The organism is Microbacterium indicum DSM 19969 (genome assembly GCF_000422385.1).
Taxonomy (GTDB): domain Bacteria; phylum Actinomycetota; class Actinomycetes; order Actinomycetales; family Microbacteriaceae; genus Microbacterium; species Microbacterium indicum.
Genome location: NZ_AULR01000002.1, coordinates 310,250 through 326,745, shown reverse-complemented (window position 1 = coordinate 326,745; position 16,496 = coordinate 310,250). Strand labels below are relative to the sequence as shown.

The 16,496-nt window shown below is 72.1% G+C and carries 17 protein-coding genes and 1 other RNA gene; 8 read left to right on the top strand and 10 right to left on the bottom strand.

Annotation, left to right across the window (positions count from 1 at the left end):
- Position 1 precedes the first annotated feature (1 nt).
- Positions 2–505: a GNAT family N-acetyltransferase gene (locus H576_RS0104190; RefSeq protein ID WP_029149900.1), complete on the top strand. Its 504-nt coding sequence runs from the start codon at positions 2–4 to the stop codon at positions 503–505.
- A 3-nt stretch (positions 506–508) separates the two neighbouring features.
- Here the strand turns inward: H576_RS0104190 and H576_RS0104185 are convergent, their stop codons facing one another.
- The 3 genes from H576_RS0104185 to H576_RS0104175 all read right to left on the bottom strand — a co-directional run bounded on the left by H576_RS0104185 (position 509) and on the right by H576_RS0104175 (position 2,035).
- The gene (locus H576_RS0104185) at positions 509–883 is read right to left on the bottom strand and encodes a hypothetical protein (protein ID WP_029149899.1); all 375 of its coding nucleotides are present in this window, start codon (positions 881–883) and stop codon (positions 509–511) included.
- A 113-nt stretch (positions 884–996) separates the two neighbouring features.
- The gene (locus H576_RS0104180; protein ID WP_029149898.1) at positions 997–1,413 is read right to left on the bottom strand and encodes an arsenate reductase ArsC; all 417 of its coding nucleotides are present in this window, start codon (positions 1,411–1,413) and stop codon (positions 997–999) included.
- 97 nt (positions 1,414–1,510) lie between these two features.
- On the bottom strand, positions 1,511–2,035 hold the full coding sequence (locus tag H576_RS0104175; protein WP_029149897.1) for a GNAT family N-acetyltransferase: 525 nt from the start codon (positions 2,033–2,035) through the stop codon (positions 1,511–1,513).
- Between the two features lie 236 nt (positions 2,036–2,271).
- Between H576_RS0104175 and trpS the strand changes: the two genes are divergently transcribed.
- From trpS to H576_RS0104155, 4 genes are all read left to right on the top strand, one after another.
- Entirely contained in the window at positions 2,272–3,321 is a 1,050-nt protein-coding gene (gene trpS, locus H576_RS0104170) for a tryptophan--tRNA ligase (protein ID WP_029149896.1), read from the top strand.
- 247 nt (positions 3,322–3,568) lie between these two features.
- Positions 3,569–4,885 carry a M20/M25/M40 family metallo-hydrolase gene (locus tag H576_RS0104165; protein ID WP_029149895.1) on the top strand — a complete coding sequence of 439 codons (1,317 nt, stop codon included), beginning with the start codon at positions 3,569–3,571 and terminating at the stop codon, positions 4,883–4,885.
- Positions 4,882–6,297, top strand: a complete 1,416-nt coding sequence (locus H576_RS0104160) for an MFS transporter (protein ID WP_029149894.1) — start codon at positions 4,882–4,884, stop codon at positions 6,295–6,297. The genes H576_RS0104165 and H576_RS0104160 overlap by 4 nt, the downstream gene beginning before the upstream one ends.
- 39 nt (positions 6,298–6,336) lie before the next feature.
- Positions 6,337–7,254: an AEC family transporter gene (locus H576_RS0104155; protein ID WP_029149893.1), complete on the top strand. Its 918-nt coding sequence runs from the start codon at positions 6,337–6,339 to the stop codon at positions 7,252–7,254.
- On the opposite strand, the gene H576_RS14250 is transcribed toward H576_RS0104155, so the two are convergent.
- The 5 genes from H576_RS14250 to H576_RS0104130 form a co-directional block, all read right to left on the bottom strand.
- Entirely contained in the window at positions 7,199–7,849 is a 651-nt protein-coding gene (locus H576_RS14250; protein WP_036319137.1) for a DedA family protein, read from the bottom strand. The two genes, H576_RS0104155 and H576_RS14250, sit on opposite strands and share 56 nt — an antisense overlap.
- Positions 7,837–9,198 (bottom strand): acyltransferase family protein, encoded by a 1,362-nt coding sequence (locus H576_RS14245; RefSeq protein ID WP_051172139.1) that lies wholly within the window; start codon positions 9,196–9,198, stop codon positions 7,837–7,839. The genes H576_RS14250 and H576_RS14245 overlap by 13 nt, the downstream gene beginning before the upstream one ends.
- A 94-nt stretch (positions 9,199–9,292) precedes the next feature.
- Positions 9,293–9,976, bottom strand: a complete 684-nt coding sequence (locus H576_RS0104140; protein WP_029149892.1) for a response regulator — start codon at positions 9,974–9,976, stop codon at positions 9,293–9,295.
- The gene (locus H576_RS14240) at positions 9,973–11,154 is read right to left on the bottom strand and encodes a sensor histidine kinase (protein ID WP_051172136.1); all 1,182 of its coding nucleotides are present in this window, start codon (positions 11,152–11,154) and stop codon (positions 9,973–9,975) included. Before H576_RS14240 ends, H576_RS0104140 begins: the two co-directional genes overlap by 4 nt.
- 57 nt (positions 11,155–11,211) lie before the next feature.
- The gene (locus H576_RS0104130) at positions 11,212–11,982 is read right to left on the bottom strand and encodes an SDR family oxidoreductase (protein WP_029149891.1); all 771 of its coding nucleotides are present in this window, start codon (positions 11,980–11,982) and stop codon (positions 11,212–11,214) included.
- Positions 11,983–12,081: 99 nt separating this feature from the next.
- On the opposite strand from H576_RS0104130, the gene H576_RS0104125 reads away from it, so the two are divergent.
- The 3 genes from H576_RS0104125 to ppgK all read left to right on the top strand — a co-directional run bounded on the left by H576_RS0104125 (position 12,082) and on the right by ppgK (position 14,310).
- Positions 12,082–12,852, top strand: a complete 771-nt coding sequence (locus tag H576_RS0104125) for a glycerophosphodiester phosphodiesterase family protein (RefSeq protein ID WP_029149890.1) — start codon at positions 12,082–12,084, stop codon at positions 12,850–12,852.
- 196 nt (positions 12,853–13,048) lie between these two features.
- Positions 13,049–13,441, top strand: a complete 393-nt coding sequence (locus H576_RS0104120) for an RNA polymerase-binding protein RbpA (RefSeq protein WP_029149889.1) — start codon at positions 13,049–13,051, stop codon at positions 13,439–13,441.
- 113 nt (positions 13,442–13,554) lie between these two features.
- On the top strand, positions 13,555–14,310 hold the full coding sequence (gene ppgK / locus H576_RS0104115) for a polyphosphate--glucose phosphotransferase (protein WP_029149888.1): 756 nt from the start codon (positions 13,555–13,557) through the stop codon (positions 14,308–14,310).
- Between the two features lie 54 nt (positions 14,311–14,364).
- Here the strand turns inward: ppgK and rnpB are convergent.
- An RNA gene (gene rnpB / locus H576_RS16075) (RNase P RNA component class A) lies at positions 14,365–14,722 on the bottom strand.
- Positions 14,723–14,762: 40 nt separating this feature from the next.
- Positions 14,763–16,493 (bottom strand): bifunctional 3'-5' exonuclease/DNA polymerase, encoded by a 1,731-nt coding sequence (locus tag H576_RS0104110; RefSeq protein WP_051172134.1) that lies wholly within the window; start codon positions 16,491–16,493, stop codon positions 14,763–14,765.
- Between the last annotated feature and the right edge of the window lie 3 nt (positions 16,494–16,496).

Genomic DNA, 16,496 nt, shown 5'->3' with positions numbered 1-16,496 from the left:
TGTGATCGACGCCCTGACGCTTCCCGCGCCCCTGCCCGAAGCCGGCCTCGAGATCCGCCGTGCGCACCTCGCCGACCTCGAGGCCCTCATCCGCCTCATGTCGGACGACCCGATCAGCGCGGCCCGCGGTGACGTCTCGGATCCGGCCGACGAGCCGCTCTACCGCGCCGCCCTCGAGGCCGTCGTCGCGGATCCGTCGAACGAGCTCGTCGTCGCCGTGGATCCCGACGGGGTGGTCGTCGGCACGCTGCAGCTCACGCGGATTCCGGGGCTCGCGCGGCGGGGGAGCACCCGGCTCCTCGTCGAGGCGGTGCGGGTCGCGAGCGATCGTCGCTCGGCGGGCATCGGATCGGCGCTCATGCGGTGGGTCATGGAGGTCGTGGCGCCGTCGACCGACGCGCAGATCGTGCAGCTGACCTCCGACGCGAAGCGCGAGGCGGCGCACCGGTTCTACGAGCGCCTCGGATTCGACCGCTCGCACCTCGGCTTCAAATACCTCGTCTGACCGTCAGCCGCCCAGAGGCTTCGCCCGCACGGCCGACCACGTGTCGTCGACGGACACGTTGGAGACGAGCCGCCACGCCGCCTCCGCGACGCGGCGCCACACGATGTCGCGGTTGACGTCCGAGCGCCCGCCCTTCGGATAGACGATCCAGACGGCCCGCACGCCTCCGAGAACCGCGATGGGCCACTCGACGAGGCGCTCCAGCGCGGCGCGGTCGTCGATGAAGACGACCGCGACATCGGCGTCGTCCGGCGCGTCTGTTCCCGTCGCCCCGTCGGGCAGCGGCGCGATCAGGTCGCGCCGTTCGTCGATCGAGTCGCCCCAGAACACCCGGGATCCCGGTTTGATCTGCAGCTTCTCCGCGACCGTCTTCGGCATCGTGGTCCTTTCGTCTCGTGACCATCGTGGCGGATCCGGGCGGTGCTGTCACCACGTGCGTGCGGAGCGGGGGTCTCGCCAGGGGAGCGGTGCGCGCCACCTGACGCGCGGGTTCAGGCGGAGCGCGCCTCGGGGAGCAGCTCGTGGATGAGCGCCTCGACCCGAACTCGGATCTCGTCGCGGATGGGCCGGACGGCGTCGATGCCCTGCCCGGCTGGATCGTCCAGCTCCCAGTCCTCGTAGCGCTTCCCGGGGAAGACCGGGCAGGCGTCGCCGCAGCCCATCGTGATGACGACATCCGACTCGCGGACCGCGTCGACTGTGAGCAGCTTCGGGGTGTTCGAGGCGATGTCGATGCCCTCCTCGGCCATCGTGGCCACCGCGACCGGGTTGATCTCGTCCTTCGGCGCGGATCCCGCGGAGAGCACCTCGATCCGGTCACCGGCGAGGGCCTGCAGGTAGCCCGCGGCCATCTGCGACCGGCCCGCGTTGTGAACGCAGACGAACAGCACGGTGGGGACGTCGTTCATTGCCGGGCCCTCTCGGGGTATCGCGGGTGATCAGCTCCAGTCTGCCAACCACTTTCGCAGGTCGGTCGCGCCGATCCGCGCGGGGGGAGGGCGAGCGTCACCCGTGTCTCGACGGGCGCGCGTCGAGGAGCATGCCCAGAACCGTGCGGACGGGGATGTCGCCGCCGTGGTCGTCTGCGGCGCGTCGCATCCCGATCTTCTCCGCGACGCGTTCGGACGCTCGGTTGTCGGGGTGGATGATCGCCACGAGCTCCGCGACGTCCAGGTGGTCGCGGGCGAAGTCTCGGCAGGCCGCGGCCGCCTCGGTCGCGAGGCCGCGCCCCTGCCACCGGGTGCCCACGTGATACCCGACTTCGAGTCTGGAGACGCCGTTGACTTCCTGCCAGGTCAGGCCGCAGTCGCCGACGAAGTCTCCGGCGAGGGTCTCGATCACCCAGAGGCCGTAACCGTGCCGGGCGTAGTTCCGCTGGTTCCAGGCGATCCATTCGGCGGCCTCTGCGCGAGTCTTCGGCGCGGGATAGAACGCCATGACCTCGGGATCGCCGAGCAGCTCGGCCATCGAGTCCAGATCGCGTGACGTCATCTCTCTGAAGCGAAGGCGCGGGGTATCGAGGGGGAGCACCCGACAACGCTAGCCGGGAGCGCCGGGGGATCCGCAGACCGCCGCTGCCGATTCGATTGAGCGGCGCCAGGTGATCCGCGGCTGGTGAGCCGGTAGTGTCGGGTCATGCGTTCGCTTCGTTCTTCGTGGTGGTGGCTGCCCTAGCAGCCTTTGACGCATGTCTCGTGGGTTGCATGGCAGCCCACGAACCTGTGGCGTGGTGACTGTCGCGCACCCCCTCGATGTGGAGGGTGATGATGGATTCTCTTGCGACGACGTCGCTCCGAATGCCGGAGCTGGAGGCCAGGGTCGCTGCTGAACCGGGACGGTTCCGTGTTCTGACCGGGGAGCGGCCGACGGGCCGGCTGCATCTGGGGCACTACTTCGGGACTGTGCGTGAGCGTGTCCGATTGCAGAGCCTTGGTGTTGAAACCGTGCTGGTCTTGGCCGACTACCAGGTGATCACGGACCGAGACACCGCCGACAACGTGACCACGAACGTGCGGGACGCGATCCTGGACTACCTCGCTGCCGGCATGGACCCAGCGTCGACGACGATCTTCACGCACTCGTCAGTGCCGGCGTTGAACCAGCTGCTGCTGCCGTTCTTGAGTCTCGTGACGGAGTCGGAACTGCATCGCAACCCGACCGTGAAAGCAGAGCTCGCGGCATCAGGACGGAGCCTCAGCGGCCTGATGCTGACCTATCCCGTACATCAAGCTGCGGACATCCTTTTCTGCAAGGGCAACCTGGTGCCTGTCGGGAAGGACAACCTGCCGCACGTAGAACTGACCCGGACCATTGCCCGACGGTTCAACGCGCGATTCGGCCCCGTGTTCCCTGAGCCGGAGCCGCTGATCACCGCGACGCCGGAGGTGCCGGGCCTTGACGGTCGGAAGATGTCGAAGAGCTATGGGAACGCGATCGCGCTGTCCATGACGGCGGACGAGACTGCGGCGGTCATCAAGAAGTCGCAAACCGACAGCGACCGGATGATCACGTTCGATCCGGTAAACCGACCCGGCGTGTCCGCGCTGCTCACAACAGCGGCACTGTGCAGCGACATCGAGCCAGAGGCAATCGCAGAGCACATTGGCGCAGCGGGGAGCGGGGCGCTGAAGGACTATACGATCGACGCGGTGAACACTCGCTTCGCCGAACACCGTCAACGTCGAAACGAGCTCGCAGCCGATCCTGCGCTGGTCACGGAACTGCTCCTTGCCGGGAACAGTCGTGCGAATGAGATTGCCGAGGCGACGTTTGACGAGGTGCGCGCGGCCATGGGGATGCTCTATCGAGTGCTGTAAGCGATGGAACGGGGCTGTGCTCGTCAGGTCGAGACGGACGCTTTCTCTTCCCGGTCTGTCGGGAAGTTCGTGGGAGAGGGGTTCGGCATGATCGGTGCGGCGGTGGCCGCGCGGGATTCTGCGTCTGGCGCGAACGTGTCAGCTTCGAGTTGACATAATGTGCATTATCGGCAATACCGTTGAGACCGCGTCATCGACGTCACGCACGCGTCATCTGCGCGTGCGGATGCGCCGCTACGCTCAGCTCATGGACGAACCCGACGCCCTCGCGATCGCCGCGCGGCTGTCACAGCTGATCCGCATCCCAACCCTCAGCGGCGACCAGGAGGCGTTCGACCGATTCGTCGACGCGCTGCGCGAGCTGTTCCCGCTGGTGCACGCGAACCTCGAGTCCGAACGCATCGGCGAACGCGCCCAGCTGTACCGATGGCGCGGCACGAGCGACCGGGATCCGCTCATCCTCATGGCGCACATCGACGTCGTGCCCGCGTCGACCGACGAGGGGTGGTCGCGAGACCCGTTCTCTGGCGCGATCGTCGACGGATGGGTGCACGGGCGCGGCGCGCTCGACGACAAGGGCCCGCTCGTGGTGATCCTCGAGGCGGTCGAGAAGCTGCTGTCCGAGGGCTTCCGGCCGGCGCGCGACGTGTATCTCTCGTTCGGCGGCGACGAGGAGGCGCTCGGGGGCGAGGCCGAGAACACAGCCCGCGTCATCGCCGAGCGCGGGATCACGCCTTTTCTCGTGCTCGACGAGGGCGGCGCCGTCGTCGACGCGCCTCTCCCCTTCGTCTCGGGACGGGCCGCGATGATCGGCGTCGGCGAGAAGGGTGTCGTGACGATGCGCCTCGAGGCGGTAGGCGACGGAGGCCACGCGTCAGCGCCGAACGGGCCGAGCGCGATCGACCGCATCGTGCGGGCCCTGCGCCGCCTCTCCCCTGCGACGTTCCCGCCCCGCACGCCGCGCACGATCACGCGGATGCTCGAGATCCTGCGCCCCCGCGCGGGCCGCGCCGGAGGCCTCGCGCTCGGGGCGATGGCGCGCCTGCCGTGGCTCACGGGGCGGATCCTCGGCGCGCTCGGCGGCGAGCCCGCGGCGCTCGTTCGCACGACGATCGCTGCGACCCGCACGGCCGGAGGATCGGCCGACAACGTCCTGCCGCCGAGCGCGTCCGCCACGCTCAACCTGCGCCTCATCCCGGGAGACACCGTCGCGTCGGTGCGCCGCCGGGTCGAGCGCCGCATCGCCGACGCCCGCGTGACGGTGACGGTCAGCGAGGGGGCGGATCCGTCGCCCGAGTCTCCCATCGACGGTCCCGAGTTCGCCGCCGTGACCGCGGCGGTGCGCGAGGCCTACCCCGACGCCCTCCCGACCCCGTACCTCATGATGCAGGCGTCCGACGCGCGCTTCTTCCACCGCCGGTTCCCCGCCGTGTACCGCTTCGCGCCCCTCGAGATGTCGCGCGAGCAGCGCTCGTCGGTGCACGGCCCCGACGAGCGGGTCGAGGCGTCGTCGCTCGAGCGCGGTCGCGCATTCCACACCGCGCTGATCCGGGGCCTCGCATGAGCCGCAGGGCGGGCGCGCTCACCGCGATCGTCGGCCTCCTCGCGTTCGTCGAGTTCACGAGCGGCGTGATCCAGGGGTACTACACCCCGCTCCTCACCGACATCGCGCGCCACCTCGGAGTCCACGACGCCGACGTCAACTGGCTCGAGGGGTCGCAGCTCATGCTCTCGGCGCTCATCGTGCCGGCGTTCGCGAAGCTCGGCGACATGGTCGGCCACCGCCGCATGCTGCTGTGGTCGACGGCCATCACGGCGTTCGCTTCGCTCGCGCTCCCGTTCGCGCCGAATTTCGGGATCTTCCTCGTCGCCTGGGCGCTTCAGGGGGCGTACGTCGTCTGGCTCCCTCTCGAGGTCGCGCTCATCTGGTCGCGCGCCCGTTCCCGCGGTGCGCCGGCGAGCGCCACCGCGAAGGCGGCCGGCGTCCTCGTCGCGGCGCTCGAGGGCGGCGCGATCCTCGGCGCCCTGGCCGGCGGGGCGCTCGTCGACGTCCTCCCCCTCACGGTCGTGCTCCTCGTCCCGGCGGTCGTGGTCGTCGCATGCTTCTTCGTCGTGCTGTTGGGCGTCGCCGAGACGCCCGAGACGACGGGCGGCCGGCTCGACACCGTCGGCGTCGCGCTGCTCTCGCTCGCGCTCCTCGCCTTCACGGGAGGCCTCGCGCTCCTCCGGCTCGACCCCGCGTCGCCCCTCCCCTGGGCCGTCGCGGCGATCGGCCTCCTCCTCGTCGTTCCGTTCGCGCTGTGGGAGCGGCGGCAGGCGGATCCCCTCATCGACGTCGCGATGTTCCGCGCGCCGTCGCTCTGGCCCGTGTTCCTCACGGCCGGTCTCTTCGGCGTCAGCGTCCTCGGCGCGCAGGCGCCGCTCTCGACCTTCGCTCGCACGGATCCCGCGGTCCACGGCTACGGTCTCGGGACGGCGGGGTTCGCGACCTCGCTCATCATCGGCCTTTACCTCATCGGCATGATCGCGGGCGCCCTCCTCTCGCCGCAGCTCGCGCGGGCGACGTCGCCGCGCACGTCGCTCGTCGTCGCCGCGATTCTCGTCGCCCTCGGCTACCTGCTCTTCGTCCCGCTGCACGACTCGTACGTCCAGGTCGTCGTCAACATGGTGATCGCGGGTCTGGGATCCGGTGCGCTCGTGGGCGCGCTGCCCGCGGCCGCGGCGGCGGCCGCTCCCCCGACGCAGGCGGGTGTCGCCACGGGCCTCACGAACTCCGTCAAAACGGTCGGCGGCGCGATCGCGTCGTGCGCCTTCGGGATCGCTCTCGCGTCGGGCGCGACGGGGACGGCGGGCTCCTTCGCGGGCTACCTCACGGTCTGGATCGTCTGCGGCGCGACGGCGCTCGCCGCCGCCGTGTGCCTGCTCCTCGTCCCCGCGGGCGCGTTCCGCGACGGAGAGGCGCGCGTCGACCGGTAGATTCGAGGCGATGACGACGCGCGACGAATCCCCGATCCGATGATCAGCGTCCTGACGGGCTTCGCCGTCGTCGCCTTCGCGGTGATCGTGGGGTACGTCGTCGGCCGCACCGGCATCCTCGGCGAGGACGGCCAGGCGGTCCTCGGGCGGCTCGCGTTCTTCGTGCTCAACCCGATCCTCATGTTCGTCGTCCTGAGCGAGGCCGATATCGGCACGCTGTTCTCGTCGCTCCTGCCGGTCTCGGCGCTCGCGGCGCTCGCGGTCTTCCTCATCTACGCGTTCGTCGCCCGGGTCTTCTGGAAGCGCAGCGTCGGCGACGTGTGGATGGGCGCGCTGTCGGCCGGGCAGGTCAACGGCAACAACATGGGCATCCCGATCTCGACCTACGTGCTCGGGAGCGCGGCGTACGCGGCGCCGATCATCCTCATGCAGCAGATCCTCTTCACGCCCATCTCGCTCGCCGTGCTCGACGGCGTCTCGACGGGCGAGAAGCGGTGGTGGCGGGCCCTCGGCCGCGCCGTGCGCAACCCGATGATCATCGGCTCGACCGTCGGCGTGATCGTCGCGCTCACGCGACTCCCGGTCCCCGAGATCGTCATGGAGCCGCTCGACTTCGTGTCGCACGCGGCGGTTCCGGTGATCCTCATCAGCTTCGGCATGTCCCTCAACGGGCAGCGCGCCCTCGCCACGCGCGGCACGCGGCGCGACGTGCTGCTCGCGACCGCGCTCAAGCTCGTGATCATGCCGCTTCTGGCATATGCGATCGGGCTCGCGTTCGGCCTCGAGGGGCACGCCCTGCTCGTCGTCGTCGTCCTCGCGACGCTCCCGACCGCGCAGAACATCTTCAACTTCGCGCAGCGCTACGGGGTCGGGTACGTCATCGCCCGCGACACCGTGTTCCTCACGACGCTCGGTGCGCTTCCGCTGATCTTCCTCGCGGCTCTGATCCTCGGCTGACGTCGCGTCGGCGCAGCTTCGACGAGATCCGGTCGATCGCGAGGCCCATCGCCGTCGCGATGAGGACGCCGAACACGGCGCCCAGGATCGGGTTGCTGTGGAACCACTGTCCCGCGAGCGCGCCGATCGCGACCGAGTACGCGGCCCAGGCCACGGCCGCGAGGCCCGACATGATCACGAACTTGCGCCGTGGGAACCCCGTCGCCCCCGCGCTGAGGTTGACCGCGATGCGGCCGATCGGGATGTAGCGCGACACGAGGATCATGACCCCGCCGCGGCGCTCGAGCACGCCCGACGCCCAGCCGACGGCGCGCTGGAACCTCGCGCCGCGCATCCAGCGATAACGGTCCGTGCCGACGGCCCGGCCGATCACGTAGGTGAGGTTGTCGCCGATGAAGGCGCCGACCGCCATCGCGAGGCCGAGCAGCCAGATGTTCGGGGTGCCGCTCGCGGCGCCGATCGCGGCGAGGGCGACGACGAGCGTCTCACTCGGAAGCGGCGGGAAGAACGCGTCGAGGGCTGTGCTCGCAAGCGCGATGAGGTAGATCCAGGGCGATGCCGCCAGGGCGAGGATCGCTGCCGTCAGAACCGCCATGGGATCCTCCGCTCGCTGTCGATTGTCACGATTCCATCCTGTTCTGTGGGGTTCTTGTGCGCCATGCGGTCGCCCCGCAGACGTGGGCGGGGGCTATCCCCTGCCAGCGCGACGGCCGCGGCCGCGAGCCCCGCGCTGAGGGCAGCCGTCAGCCAGCCGAGCCCCGCGACGAGCGGGAGAGCCACGGCGATGACGCCCGCGGCGACGGCGGCCGCCGCTCGGCCCGAACGGATCCCGGGGGACGCCGCGCCTCCGCGGTCGAAGCGCGCGGCGCGAGACGCGACGATGAGGGTCGCGACGAGCGCGAGGGCGAGCCAGGCGGGCCTCCCGAGCCACCACGCGGCCGAGTGGATCTCGGGGAGATCGACGGCGCCGGCGAGGCCGAGCGCGAGACCGGCGCCCGCGAGTGCGATGACGACCGGCATGTGCCAGAGGTAGATCGTCATCGACAGGGTGCCGAGGCGATCGACGATCCCACGGAGGGCCGGGAGGTCGGCCCAGCGCCGCATCGCCGGCTGCCCGACCGAGAAGACGAGCGCCTGCGCGACGCCCAGCACGACGAGCGCGAGCGTCGGCGGGTTGAGGCCGACGTACATGTCGGCCGGGTACGGGCCGAGTCCCGTCATGACTCCCAGAGCGAGGAGCAGCGCGCCGGCTGCGACGAGCCGCGCCCGCGGGGTGATCCGGTCGAACGCCCCGTCGGCGAGCCAGAAGCCCGCCTGCTGGACGGCGAGCCACACCGCCGCGAGGCCGAGCATTCCGACGGCGTCCGCCCCGGTCACATACCGCGTCGCGTCGATTGCCGCGACGGCGACGACCAGCGCCACGGCGCTCGCGGCCGGTTCCCGGTCGTGCGCGCGGGCGGCGAGGGGCACGAGGGCCTGCACGAGGACGAACACCCCGAGGAACCACATCGGCTGCGAGATGCGGAAGCCGGCCTCGGCGACGAGATCCGCGGGCACGCCCGCGATCGACAGGACCGCGAGCGCGGCGCCGATCGCGGCGAACGCGGCGACGGCGGGCCGGATGAGGCGCACGACGCGGGATGCCGCGAAGGCCGCGGCGCGCTCGCCGCGTGCGGCGGCGCGCCGCCAGGCCCCGAGTCCCGTGACGCCGCCGGCGAGGAAGAAGAGGGGCATGATCTGGAGGACCCAGCTCACGGGAGCGAACCAGGGTTCGTCGAGCGCGTTCCGGATCACGGGCGCGCCGTCCGCGACGGCGATGCCGGCCATCGTCGCGTGCAGCAGCACGACCACGACGATGCACGCCGCGCGCAGGAGGTCGATGCTCCGATCGCGCCGCGCGGGAGGCGCGGGAGCGACGGAGAGGGGTGTTCGCAGCAGTGTCATGCCGGCTCCTCGTCTCGGGTTCCGGTGAACCGTACGGACGAGGTGAGGGGCGGCGGATCCCTCCGCGGTCGGGAATCCGGGTCCCTCTCCGGAGCTACCCCGCCGGCTCGACGAGGCCCGCGTCGTACGCCGTGATGACGAGCTGCACGCGGTCGCGCGCCGGCAGCTTCTGCAGCAGGCGGCCGACGTGGGTCTTGACCGTCTGCTCTCCGATGAACAGCTCGGCCGCGATCTCGGCGTTGGAGAGCCCTCGGCCGATCTCGACCAGCACCTCGCGCTCGCGGTCGGTGAGGGCGGCCAGCGCCAGGGCCGCGCGCGAGGGCCCCGCGGGCCGGGCCGCCGCGAAGCGAGCGAGCAGGCGCCGCGTCACGCTCGGGGCGAGGAGGGCGTCGCCGGCCGCGATCACCCGGACGGCGTGGGCGAGCTCGTCGGGCAGCGCGTCCTTCAGGAGGAATCCGCTCGCACCGGCGCGCAGCGCGTCGTGCACGTACTCGTCGATGTCGAACGTCGTGAGCATGAGCACGCGCGGGACGTGCGGCAGGGGCCGGTCCGGGGAGAGGATCCGGCGGGTCGCCTCGAGGCCGTCGAGGACGGGCATGCGCACGTCCATCAGCACCACGTCGGGCTTGAGCTCGCGTACGACGCGCACGCCGTCCTCGCCGTCGCTCGCCTGGCCGACGACCCGGATGTCGGGCTGGGCGTCGAGCAGCGCCGCGAAGCCCGCCCGCACCATGGCCTGGTCGTCGACGATCACGACCCGGATCCGTTCCGTCGTCATGCGTCTGATCCTTCCGGATCGAGCGGCAGCTCGGCGCGCACGCGGAAGCCTCCGTCCGCCGTCGGCGCCGCGATGAGCGAGCCGCCGAGGATCGCGGTGCGCTCCCGCATCCCCACGAGGCCGTGCCCGGCGCCCCCGCTGTCGCCCCGCGCGCGGGTCGCGGGACCGTTGACGACCTCGACGACGAGGGGTCCGCCGGCCGTCGCCGAGACGGCGATCTGCGCGCCCGGCGCGTGGCGGATCGCGTTGCTCACCGCCTCCTGCACGATGCGGTAGGCGGCGACGCTCGTCGCGTCCGGCACAGCCGAGAGATCACCGAGCTCGTCGGTGATGAGGACCCCCGCGCGCCGCGTCTCATCCGCGAGCCGGGCGATGTCCGCGAGCGTCGGCTGCGGCGCCGTCTCGGGCTCGTCGTCTCCTCGGAGCGCACCGAGAAGGCGCCGCATCTCGGCGAGCGACGAGCGCGCGGCACGCGCGATGTCGTCGAACTCGGCCGCCGCGGGGCCGGGAAGATCGGGGATCCGGTAGCGGGCGGACGTCGCCTGGACCTGGATCACTGACAGCCCGTGGGCGACGACGTCGTGGAGCTCGCGGGCGATCCGCTGGCGTTCCTCGACGACGAGCCGGCGCTCCGTCTCGGCCGCGCTCACCTCGCGCTCGGCCGCGAGCTCGCCGCGCACGCGGACGCGCTCGTGCAGCAGCGCCCCGAAGATCGCGGCTGCCGCGCCGATCGACATCGCCACGATGACGGTGGCGGGCGTGACGTCGTCGCGGTGCACCGAGATGGGCAGCCAGAGCGCGACGACGGGCGCGAGGTACGCGACGATGCCGCCGCGCACTCCGCGCGTCGTCCACGCGGCGCATACGAGCAGAGCGAACCCGATGATCATCGTGACCGACCAGGGCCAGGCGACGTCGGCCGCGGGCCGCCACATCCGGAGCGCGACCGACGCCAGGGCGAACGCCGCCCCGGCGATCTGCGGCCGAGCGGGCGCGATGAGCAGGGCGCCGTACTGCACGAGGGTGAGGAACAGCGCGCCGACGACCGGCACGCCGTACAGCTGCGCCTCCAGCGGCACCGCGACCGAGTACAGCGCGATCGCGACGACCGACGCCGGGATGCCCCACGCGTACGCGGGATGCGCGGCCGCCCAGCGGGCGATGCGGGATCGTGTCATCGCGTCATCGTCGCACCGCGCGCGGAGATCGCGCGTCCCTCCGCGGAGGGATCCGCGTCAGTCGGTGCCGTTGAAGCTCGACACGTCGCCGAGGACGAACTCGTGCGTGTCCGGGATCTCAGCGGTGATGGCCTTCGTGATCTCGGCGGCGAAGCCCGCGACGTCGAGGAGCGAGCCCGCGTCCTCGCGCCGCTGCGCGATCGCGCCGGGGTTCGCGCGCTCGAGGAGCGTCGCCGTGATCGTGCCCTCGATCATGTCGCCCGACACGACGACGAACTCGATGCCCTTCTCGGCGAGCTCGGGGATCCGCGCCCGCAGGGCGTCCTCGCCGGCCCGCTTCGAGAGCGCGACGGGCTCGTACTGCGGCATCGTCGGCGTCGTGCGGATGAAGTGCGCCTGGTGGCTCGTGACGAAGACGACGCGGGACCCGGCGCGGAGGATCGGGAGCGCGGCGTCGAGCGCGGCGAGCTGCGCGTCGCGGTTGAGGCGCATCGCGTAGTTCTCGCCGAGGTCGGCTTCCATGCCGCCCGAGGCGTTGAGCACGAGCACGTCGAGGCCGCCGAACACGTCCTCGACGGCGCCCATCATCGATGCGAGCGAGTCGGGGTCGGTCAGGTCGGCGCCGACCACGAGGGTCTGCGTGCCGTATTCCTCGTTCAGCTGGCGCGCGAGCTTCTCGGCGCGCGGGGCCTTGTTGCGGAAGTTGATGACGACGTTCGCGCCCGCGGCGGCCGCGAACTTCGCGGTGTCGGCTCCGACTCCGCGCGACGATCCGGTGACGAGGACGGTCCTGCCGTCGAGGGATCCGGCGGGGAGGGGCTGCGACACGGGTGACTCCAGGTGTTGTGCTGCGGGGTTACCCGACGACACTACCCTGGGGGTGTTCCGCGCCGCAGGGGGCGCACCGCCGGTGAAGGGATCCGCCGCATGCACGCCTACCTCCGCGGAACCGACGCACCCCGCGTCTTCGCTCACCGCGGCCTCGTCACCGACGAGATGCGCGCCGACGGGATCCTCGACAACAGCGTCGCGGCCATCGCGGCCGCGGAGGCGGCCGGCGCCGTCTACGTCGAGTCCGACTGCCACCTCACGGCCGACGGCGAGGTCGTGCTGTTCCACGACTCCGACCTCGCGCGCGTCGCCGACGACCCGCGCCGCATCGCCGACGTGCGGCTCGACGAGCTCGAGGAGATCATGAGCGGAATCGGCGGGCTCCCGACCCTCGCGGGCGCGCTCGACGACTTCCCCGGGGTGCGCTTCAACATCGACGTCAAGGCGGAGGGCGCCGCGGAGCCCGCCGGCCGGATCATCGCCCCGCACGCCGACCGGGTGCTCGTCACGAGCTTCAGCGACGACCGGCGGCTCGAGGCCCTCGCCGCGGCGCGGCGCGCGGGCGGATCCCCGGCCACATCCGGCGGGACGGGCGTCGTCGCGCGGGCGCTCCTCGCGGCGCAGCTCGGCGCGCGCCGCAGGGCCGTGCGGCTCCTCCGCGAGGTCGACGCCCTGCAGATCCCCGAGCGCCAGAAGGGGGTGCCCGTCGTGACCGATCGGCTCATCGCCGCGGCGCACGAGGCGGAGTGCGAGATCCACGTCTGGACGGTCGACGAGGAGGCCGACATGCGTCGTCTCGTCGGGCGCGGCGTCGACGGCATCGTGACCGACAGGGCCGACCTCGCGCTCGCCGTCCTCGGCGCCTGAGAGGCGCTTCGGCGGGACCCGTTGACCGGCCGCGCGGGGACCGCTAGCGTCCGCCGTACAGGGTGCCTCTCCCCCGCCGGCGGAGGCACGGTCCGAGGACTGGGGATCTGCTGGGAAACCCTGCGTGACGGCCGCTGTTCGGATGATCCGCCCAGCCCTGAACGTTAGACCTACTAGCCGACGAGAGGACCACACAATGGCAGATCGCAGCCTGCGCGGAATCCGACTCGGCGCCCAGAGCCTTCAGAGCGAAGAGGGCGTCGTGTTCATGGAGCGCAAGGAGCACACCTACCTCTGCACCGAGTGCGGTCGCGAAACCACCCTGATGTTCGCGGCCGACGCCGAAGCACCCGCCGCCTGGGAGTGCCGCACCTGCGGCGCCGAGGCCATCCTGCAGACCGACAAGGGCGCGGCCGAGGTCGACCACTCGGGCGACAAGGTCGCGCGCACCCACTGGGACATGCTGCTCGAGCGACGCTCGATCCCCGAGCTCGAGGAGCTGCTCGCCGAGCGGCTCGAGTTCATCCGCGAGCGCCGCGGTGAGGGCCAGGACCCCACCAAGGAGCGCCGCTCGCAGAAGACGGCGTAAACCCGCAGATCCGCGCCGGGGCCGGGCCTTCCTTCACGGAGGGGCCCGGCCTCGGCGCTTTTCGCCTGCCTTCGGTCACTTTCCGCTCGCTCCGTGCCGATAACCTGGTGCTCATGACGAACGCTCCCACGCATGCGATTGGAATCGACATCGGCGGAACCGGCATGAAGGCCGGCATCGTCGATCTCCAGGCTGGAACGCTGTCCAGCGAACGCGTGCGCATCCCGACCCCCGAGGGCGCCGAGCCGCCCGCCGTCCTCCAGACGGCGAAGGAGCTCATCGAGATGCTCGGCGACGACGCGAAGGACCTGCCGATCGGCGTGTGCTTCCCCGCGATCGTCAAGGGCGGCAGGACCCTCTCGGCGGCCAACGTCTCGCACGAGTGGATCGGCCTCGAGGCTGAGAACCTCTTCGCCGACGCCCTCGGCCGCGACATCCACTTCGTGAACGACGCCGACGCCGGCGGGCTCGCCGAACTGCGCTTCGGCGCCGCGAAGGGCCAGGAGGGCCTCACGATCCTCACGACGCTCGGCACGGGCATCGGCTCGGCCTTCCTGTTCGACGGCCAGCTCGTGCCGAACACCGAGCTCGGCCACCTGCAGTGGAAGGGCGACAGCATCGAGCGCTACGCCGCGCCGACGGCGCGCGAGCGCGAGGACCTGTCGTGGAAGAAGTGGGCGGGGCGCCTGCAGAAGTTCTACGACCACGTCGAGTTCCTCTTCTCCCCCGACCTGATCCTCGTGGGCGGCGGCGTGTCGAAGAACCCCGAGAAGTTCCTCCCCATGCTCGAGACGCGCGCGCCGATTCGCATCGCGGAGCACCGCAACAACGCGGGCATCATCGGCGCCGCGAGCCTCGCGATGGCCTGACGCGCGACAGCGCAGACGCGACGAGCCCCCGGATCTCCGGGGGCTCGTTCTGCGCGAATGGGCCGGCCTGTACGCCGGGTTCTGTTCCGGGGACGGATCCCCTTCGACGGCCATCTCTCTCGGCGACACGTTGCCGTGCCGCTCCAGCAACCTACCCGGGGACTCGGCGGGCCGCGTCATCATCCCCTGTTGGTCTTGCTCCGGGCGAGGTTTACCCAGCGGGCCGCGTCGCCACGGCCCCTGGTGGTCTCTTACACCACCGTTTCACCCTTACCGGCTCGCGCCGGCGGTCTGCTCTCTGTTGCACTGTCTCGCGGATCACTCCGGGTGGGTGTTACCCACCGCCCTGCCCTGCGGAGCCCGGACGTTCCTCGGCGCGCACGAGGCGCGACGCGGCCGTCCGGCCGACCCATTCGCACCCTCAGCTTACGGTCGCGGCCTGGGAGCCCGGTTCACTTCGCCGCGTCGTCGCGGATCGCGAGGTCGAGTCGGAAGTCGAGCGGGAAGGATCCGAAGAGCAGCCGCCCGGCCGAAGCCGAGGCGTCGCGGATCGCCTGCGCCGCCTCGTCCGCCCGGTCGGCGGGGGCGTGGACGATGACCTCGTCGTGCAGGAAGTAGGCGATGTGCGCCCGGCGCGCGAACGCGGGGCCCGACGCCGCGGCCGCGGGTCCCTCGGTCGGCGGAAGCGCCGCGAGGCGGAGCCGGAGGTCGGCGAGCCAGGCGAGGGCCCACTCGGCGGCGGTCCCCTGCACGATGAAGTTCCGGGTGAACCGGCCGCGGTCGCGCCGCGCCGCTCGGACGCGTCGTTCGGCTTCCGCGCTCGCCCCCGCGGAGCGCGCGGCGGCCGCCCACCCCGGGTCCACGCCCGGAGAGGTTCTGCCGAGCCAGGTCGAGACGACTCCTCCGGCCTCCCCCGTCGCGGCGGCGCCGTCGACGGCGGCCATGGCCGCGGGGAACGCCCGCCGCAGCCGCGGCACGAGGCGTCCCGCATCGCCCGTCGTCGCGCCGTACATCGCGCCGAGCATCGCGACCTTCGCCTCGGATCGGTGCGCGACGGCGCCGGTCGCGACGATCCCCTCGTACAGATCGCGCCCGCGCGCCGCGTCGGCCATCCGCGTGTCGCGCGCCATCGCGGCGAGGACGCGCGGCTCGAGCTGCGCGACGTCGGCGCTCACGATCCTCCACCCGTCGTCGGCCCGGAGGGCCTCGCGGAGACGCCGCGGAAGCTGCAGGGCGCCGCCGCCGGAGGTCGCCCAGCGCCCCGTCACGACGCCGCCCGGGAGGTAGAGGGGGCGGAACCGGCCGTCGTGCACCCACTCATCGAGCCACGCCCAGCCGTTCGCCGTCAGGAGGCGCGCGAGCTTCTTGTACGCGAGGAGGGGCGCGATCGCGGGATGGTCGACGTCGCGCAGCTCCCAGCGGCTCGTCGACGTCACGCGGATCCCGGCGCGGCGCAGCGCCGCGAGGAGGCGCGCGGGCGAGTCGATCGCGAGCGACGGATCCCCGAGCCGGACCCGGACCTCTGCCGCGAGCTCGGCCATGCGCTCGGGCGTGCCGTCTCCGCGGCGGCGGCCCAGCGTCTCCTCGAGGATCCGAGCGTGGCGCTCGGCGCTCCAGGGCACACCCGCGGCGCGCATCTCGGCGGCGACGAGGGATCCGGCCGACTCCGCCGCGAGCAGCAGCCGCATCCGCGCGGGGTCGACGGCGCGCGCGGCGGCGTCGTCCTGGCGGGCGATCTCCGCCAGGACGCCGTCGAGGTCATCGCGATGCGCGGCGGGCCCGGGATCGAGGTCGAAGAGCGCGCCGGGCGAGGACCCCTCCTCGGCGTCGGGGGCATCCCACGCGGTCGCCGCGACGAGCGCCGTCGCGGCGGGTACGGCGTCGCGCAGGATCGCGTGGCACAGCCGCAGGTCGTGCGCCTTCGTGACGCGCACGCCCGCGTCGAGGAGGCGCGGATACCACGCCGCCGTGCTGGGCCACACCCAGCGCACGCCGCGTGGACCCGCCTCGTGCTCGCGCTGTGCGACCCATGCGGGGAACTCGGCCGCCGTCAGCGGCCTGCGGGCGACCTCAGATCCGTGGTCCAGCCCGATGACGACGATGTCGCCGCCGGCCGACCGGCCGACCGCGATGCGCTCGACGTCGGACCAGGGCGACGCCGGAGCGTCAGCGCCGGGCGGCACCGG

What these genes read in the sequence shown, in the direction of transcription:
- H576_RS0104155 (WP_029149893.1), top strand. Translation starts at nt 6,337, where the DNA reads ATGATCAGCGTCCTGACGGGCTTCGCCGTCGTCGCCTTCGCGGTGATC.
- H576_RS0104120 (WP_029149889.1), top strand. Translation starts at nt 13,049, where the DNA reads ATGGCAGATCGCAGCCTGCGCGGAATCCGACTCGGCGCCCAGAGCCTT.
- ppgK (WP_029149888.1), top strand. Translation starts at nt 13,555, where the DNA reads ATGACGAACGCTCCCACGCATGCGATTGGAATCGACATCGGCGGAACC.
- H576_RS0104140 (WP_029149892.1), bottom strand. Translation starts at nt 9,976, where the DNA reads ATGACGACGGAACGGATCCGGGTCGTGATCGTCGACGACCAGGCCATG.
- H576_RS14245 (WP_051172139.1), bottom strand. Translation starts at nt 9,198, where the DNA reads ATGACACTGCTGCGAACACCCCTCTCCGTCGCTCCCGCGCCTCCCGCG.
- H576_RS0104165 (WP_029149895.1), top strand. Translation starts at nt 3,569, where the DNA reads ATGGACGAACCCGACGCCCTCGCGATCGCCGCGCGGCTGTCACAGCTG.
- H576_RS14240 (WP_051172136.1), bottom strand. Translation starts at nt 11,154, where the DNA reads ATGACACGATCCCGCATCGCCCGCTGGGCGGCCGCGCATCCCGCGTAC.
- H576_RS14250 (WP_036319137.1), bottom strand. Translation starts at nt 7,849, where the DNA reads ATGGCGGTTCTGACGGCAGCGATCCTCGCCCTGGCGGCATCGCCCTGG.
- H576_RS0104125 (WP_029149890.1), top strand. Translation starts at nt 12,082, where the DNA reads ATGCACGCCTACCTCCGCGGAACCGACGCACCCCGCGTCTTCGCTCAC.
- H576_RS0104160 (WP_029149894.1), top strand. Translation starts at nt 4,882, where the DNA reads ATGAGCCGCAGGGCGGGCGCGCTCACCGCGATCGTCGGCCTCCTCGCG.
- H576_RS0104180 (WP_029149898.1), bottom strand. Translation starts at nt 1,413, where the DNA reads ATGAACGACGTCCCCACCGTGCTGTTCGTCTGCGTTCACAACGCGGGC.
- H576_RS0104185 (WP_029149899.1), bottom strand. Translation starts at nt 883, where the DNA reads ATGCCGAAGACGGTCGCGGAGAAGCTGCAGATCAAACCGGGATCCCGG.
- trpS (WP_029149896.1), top strand. Translation starts at nt 2,272, where the DNA reads ATGGATTCTCTTGCGACGACGTCGCTCCGAATGCCGGAGCTGGAGGCC.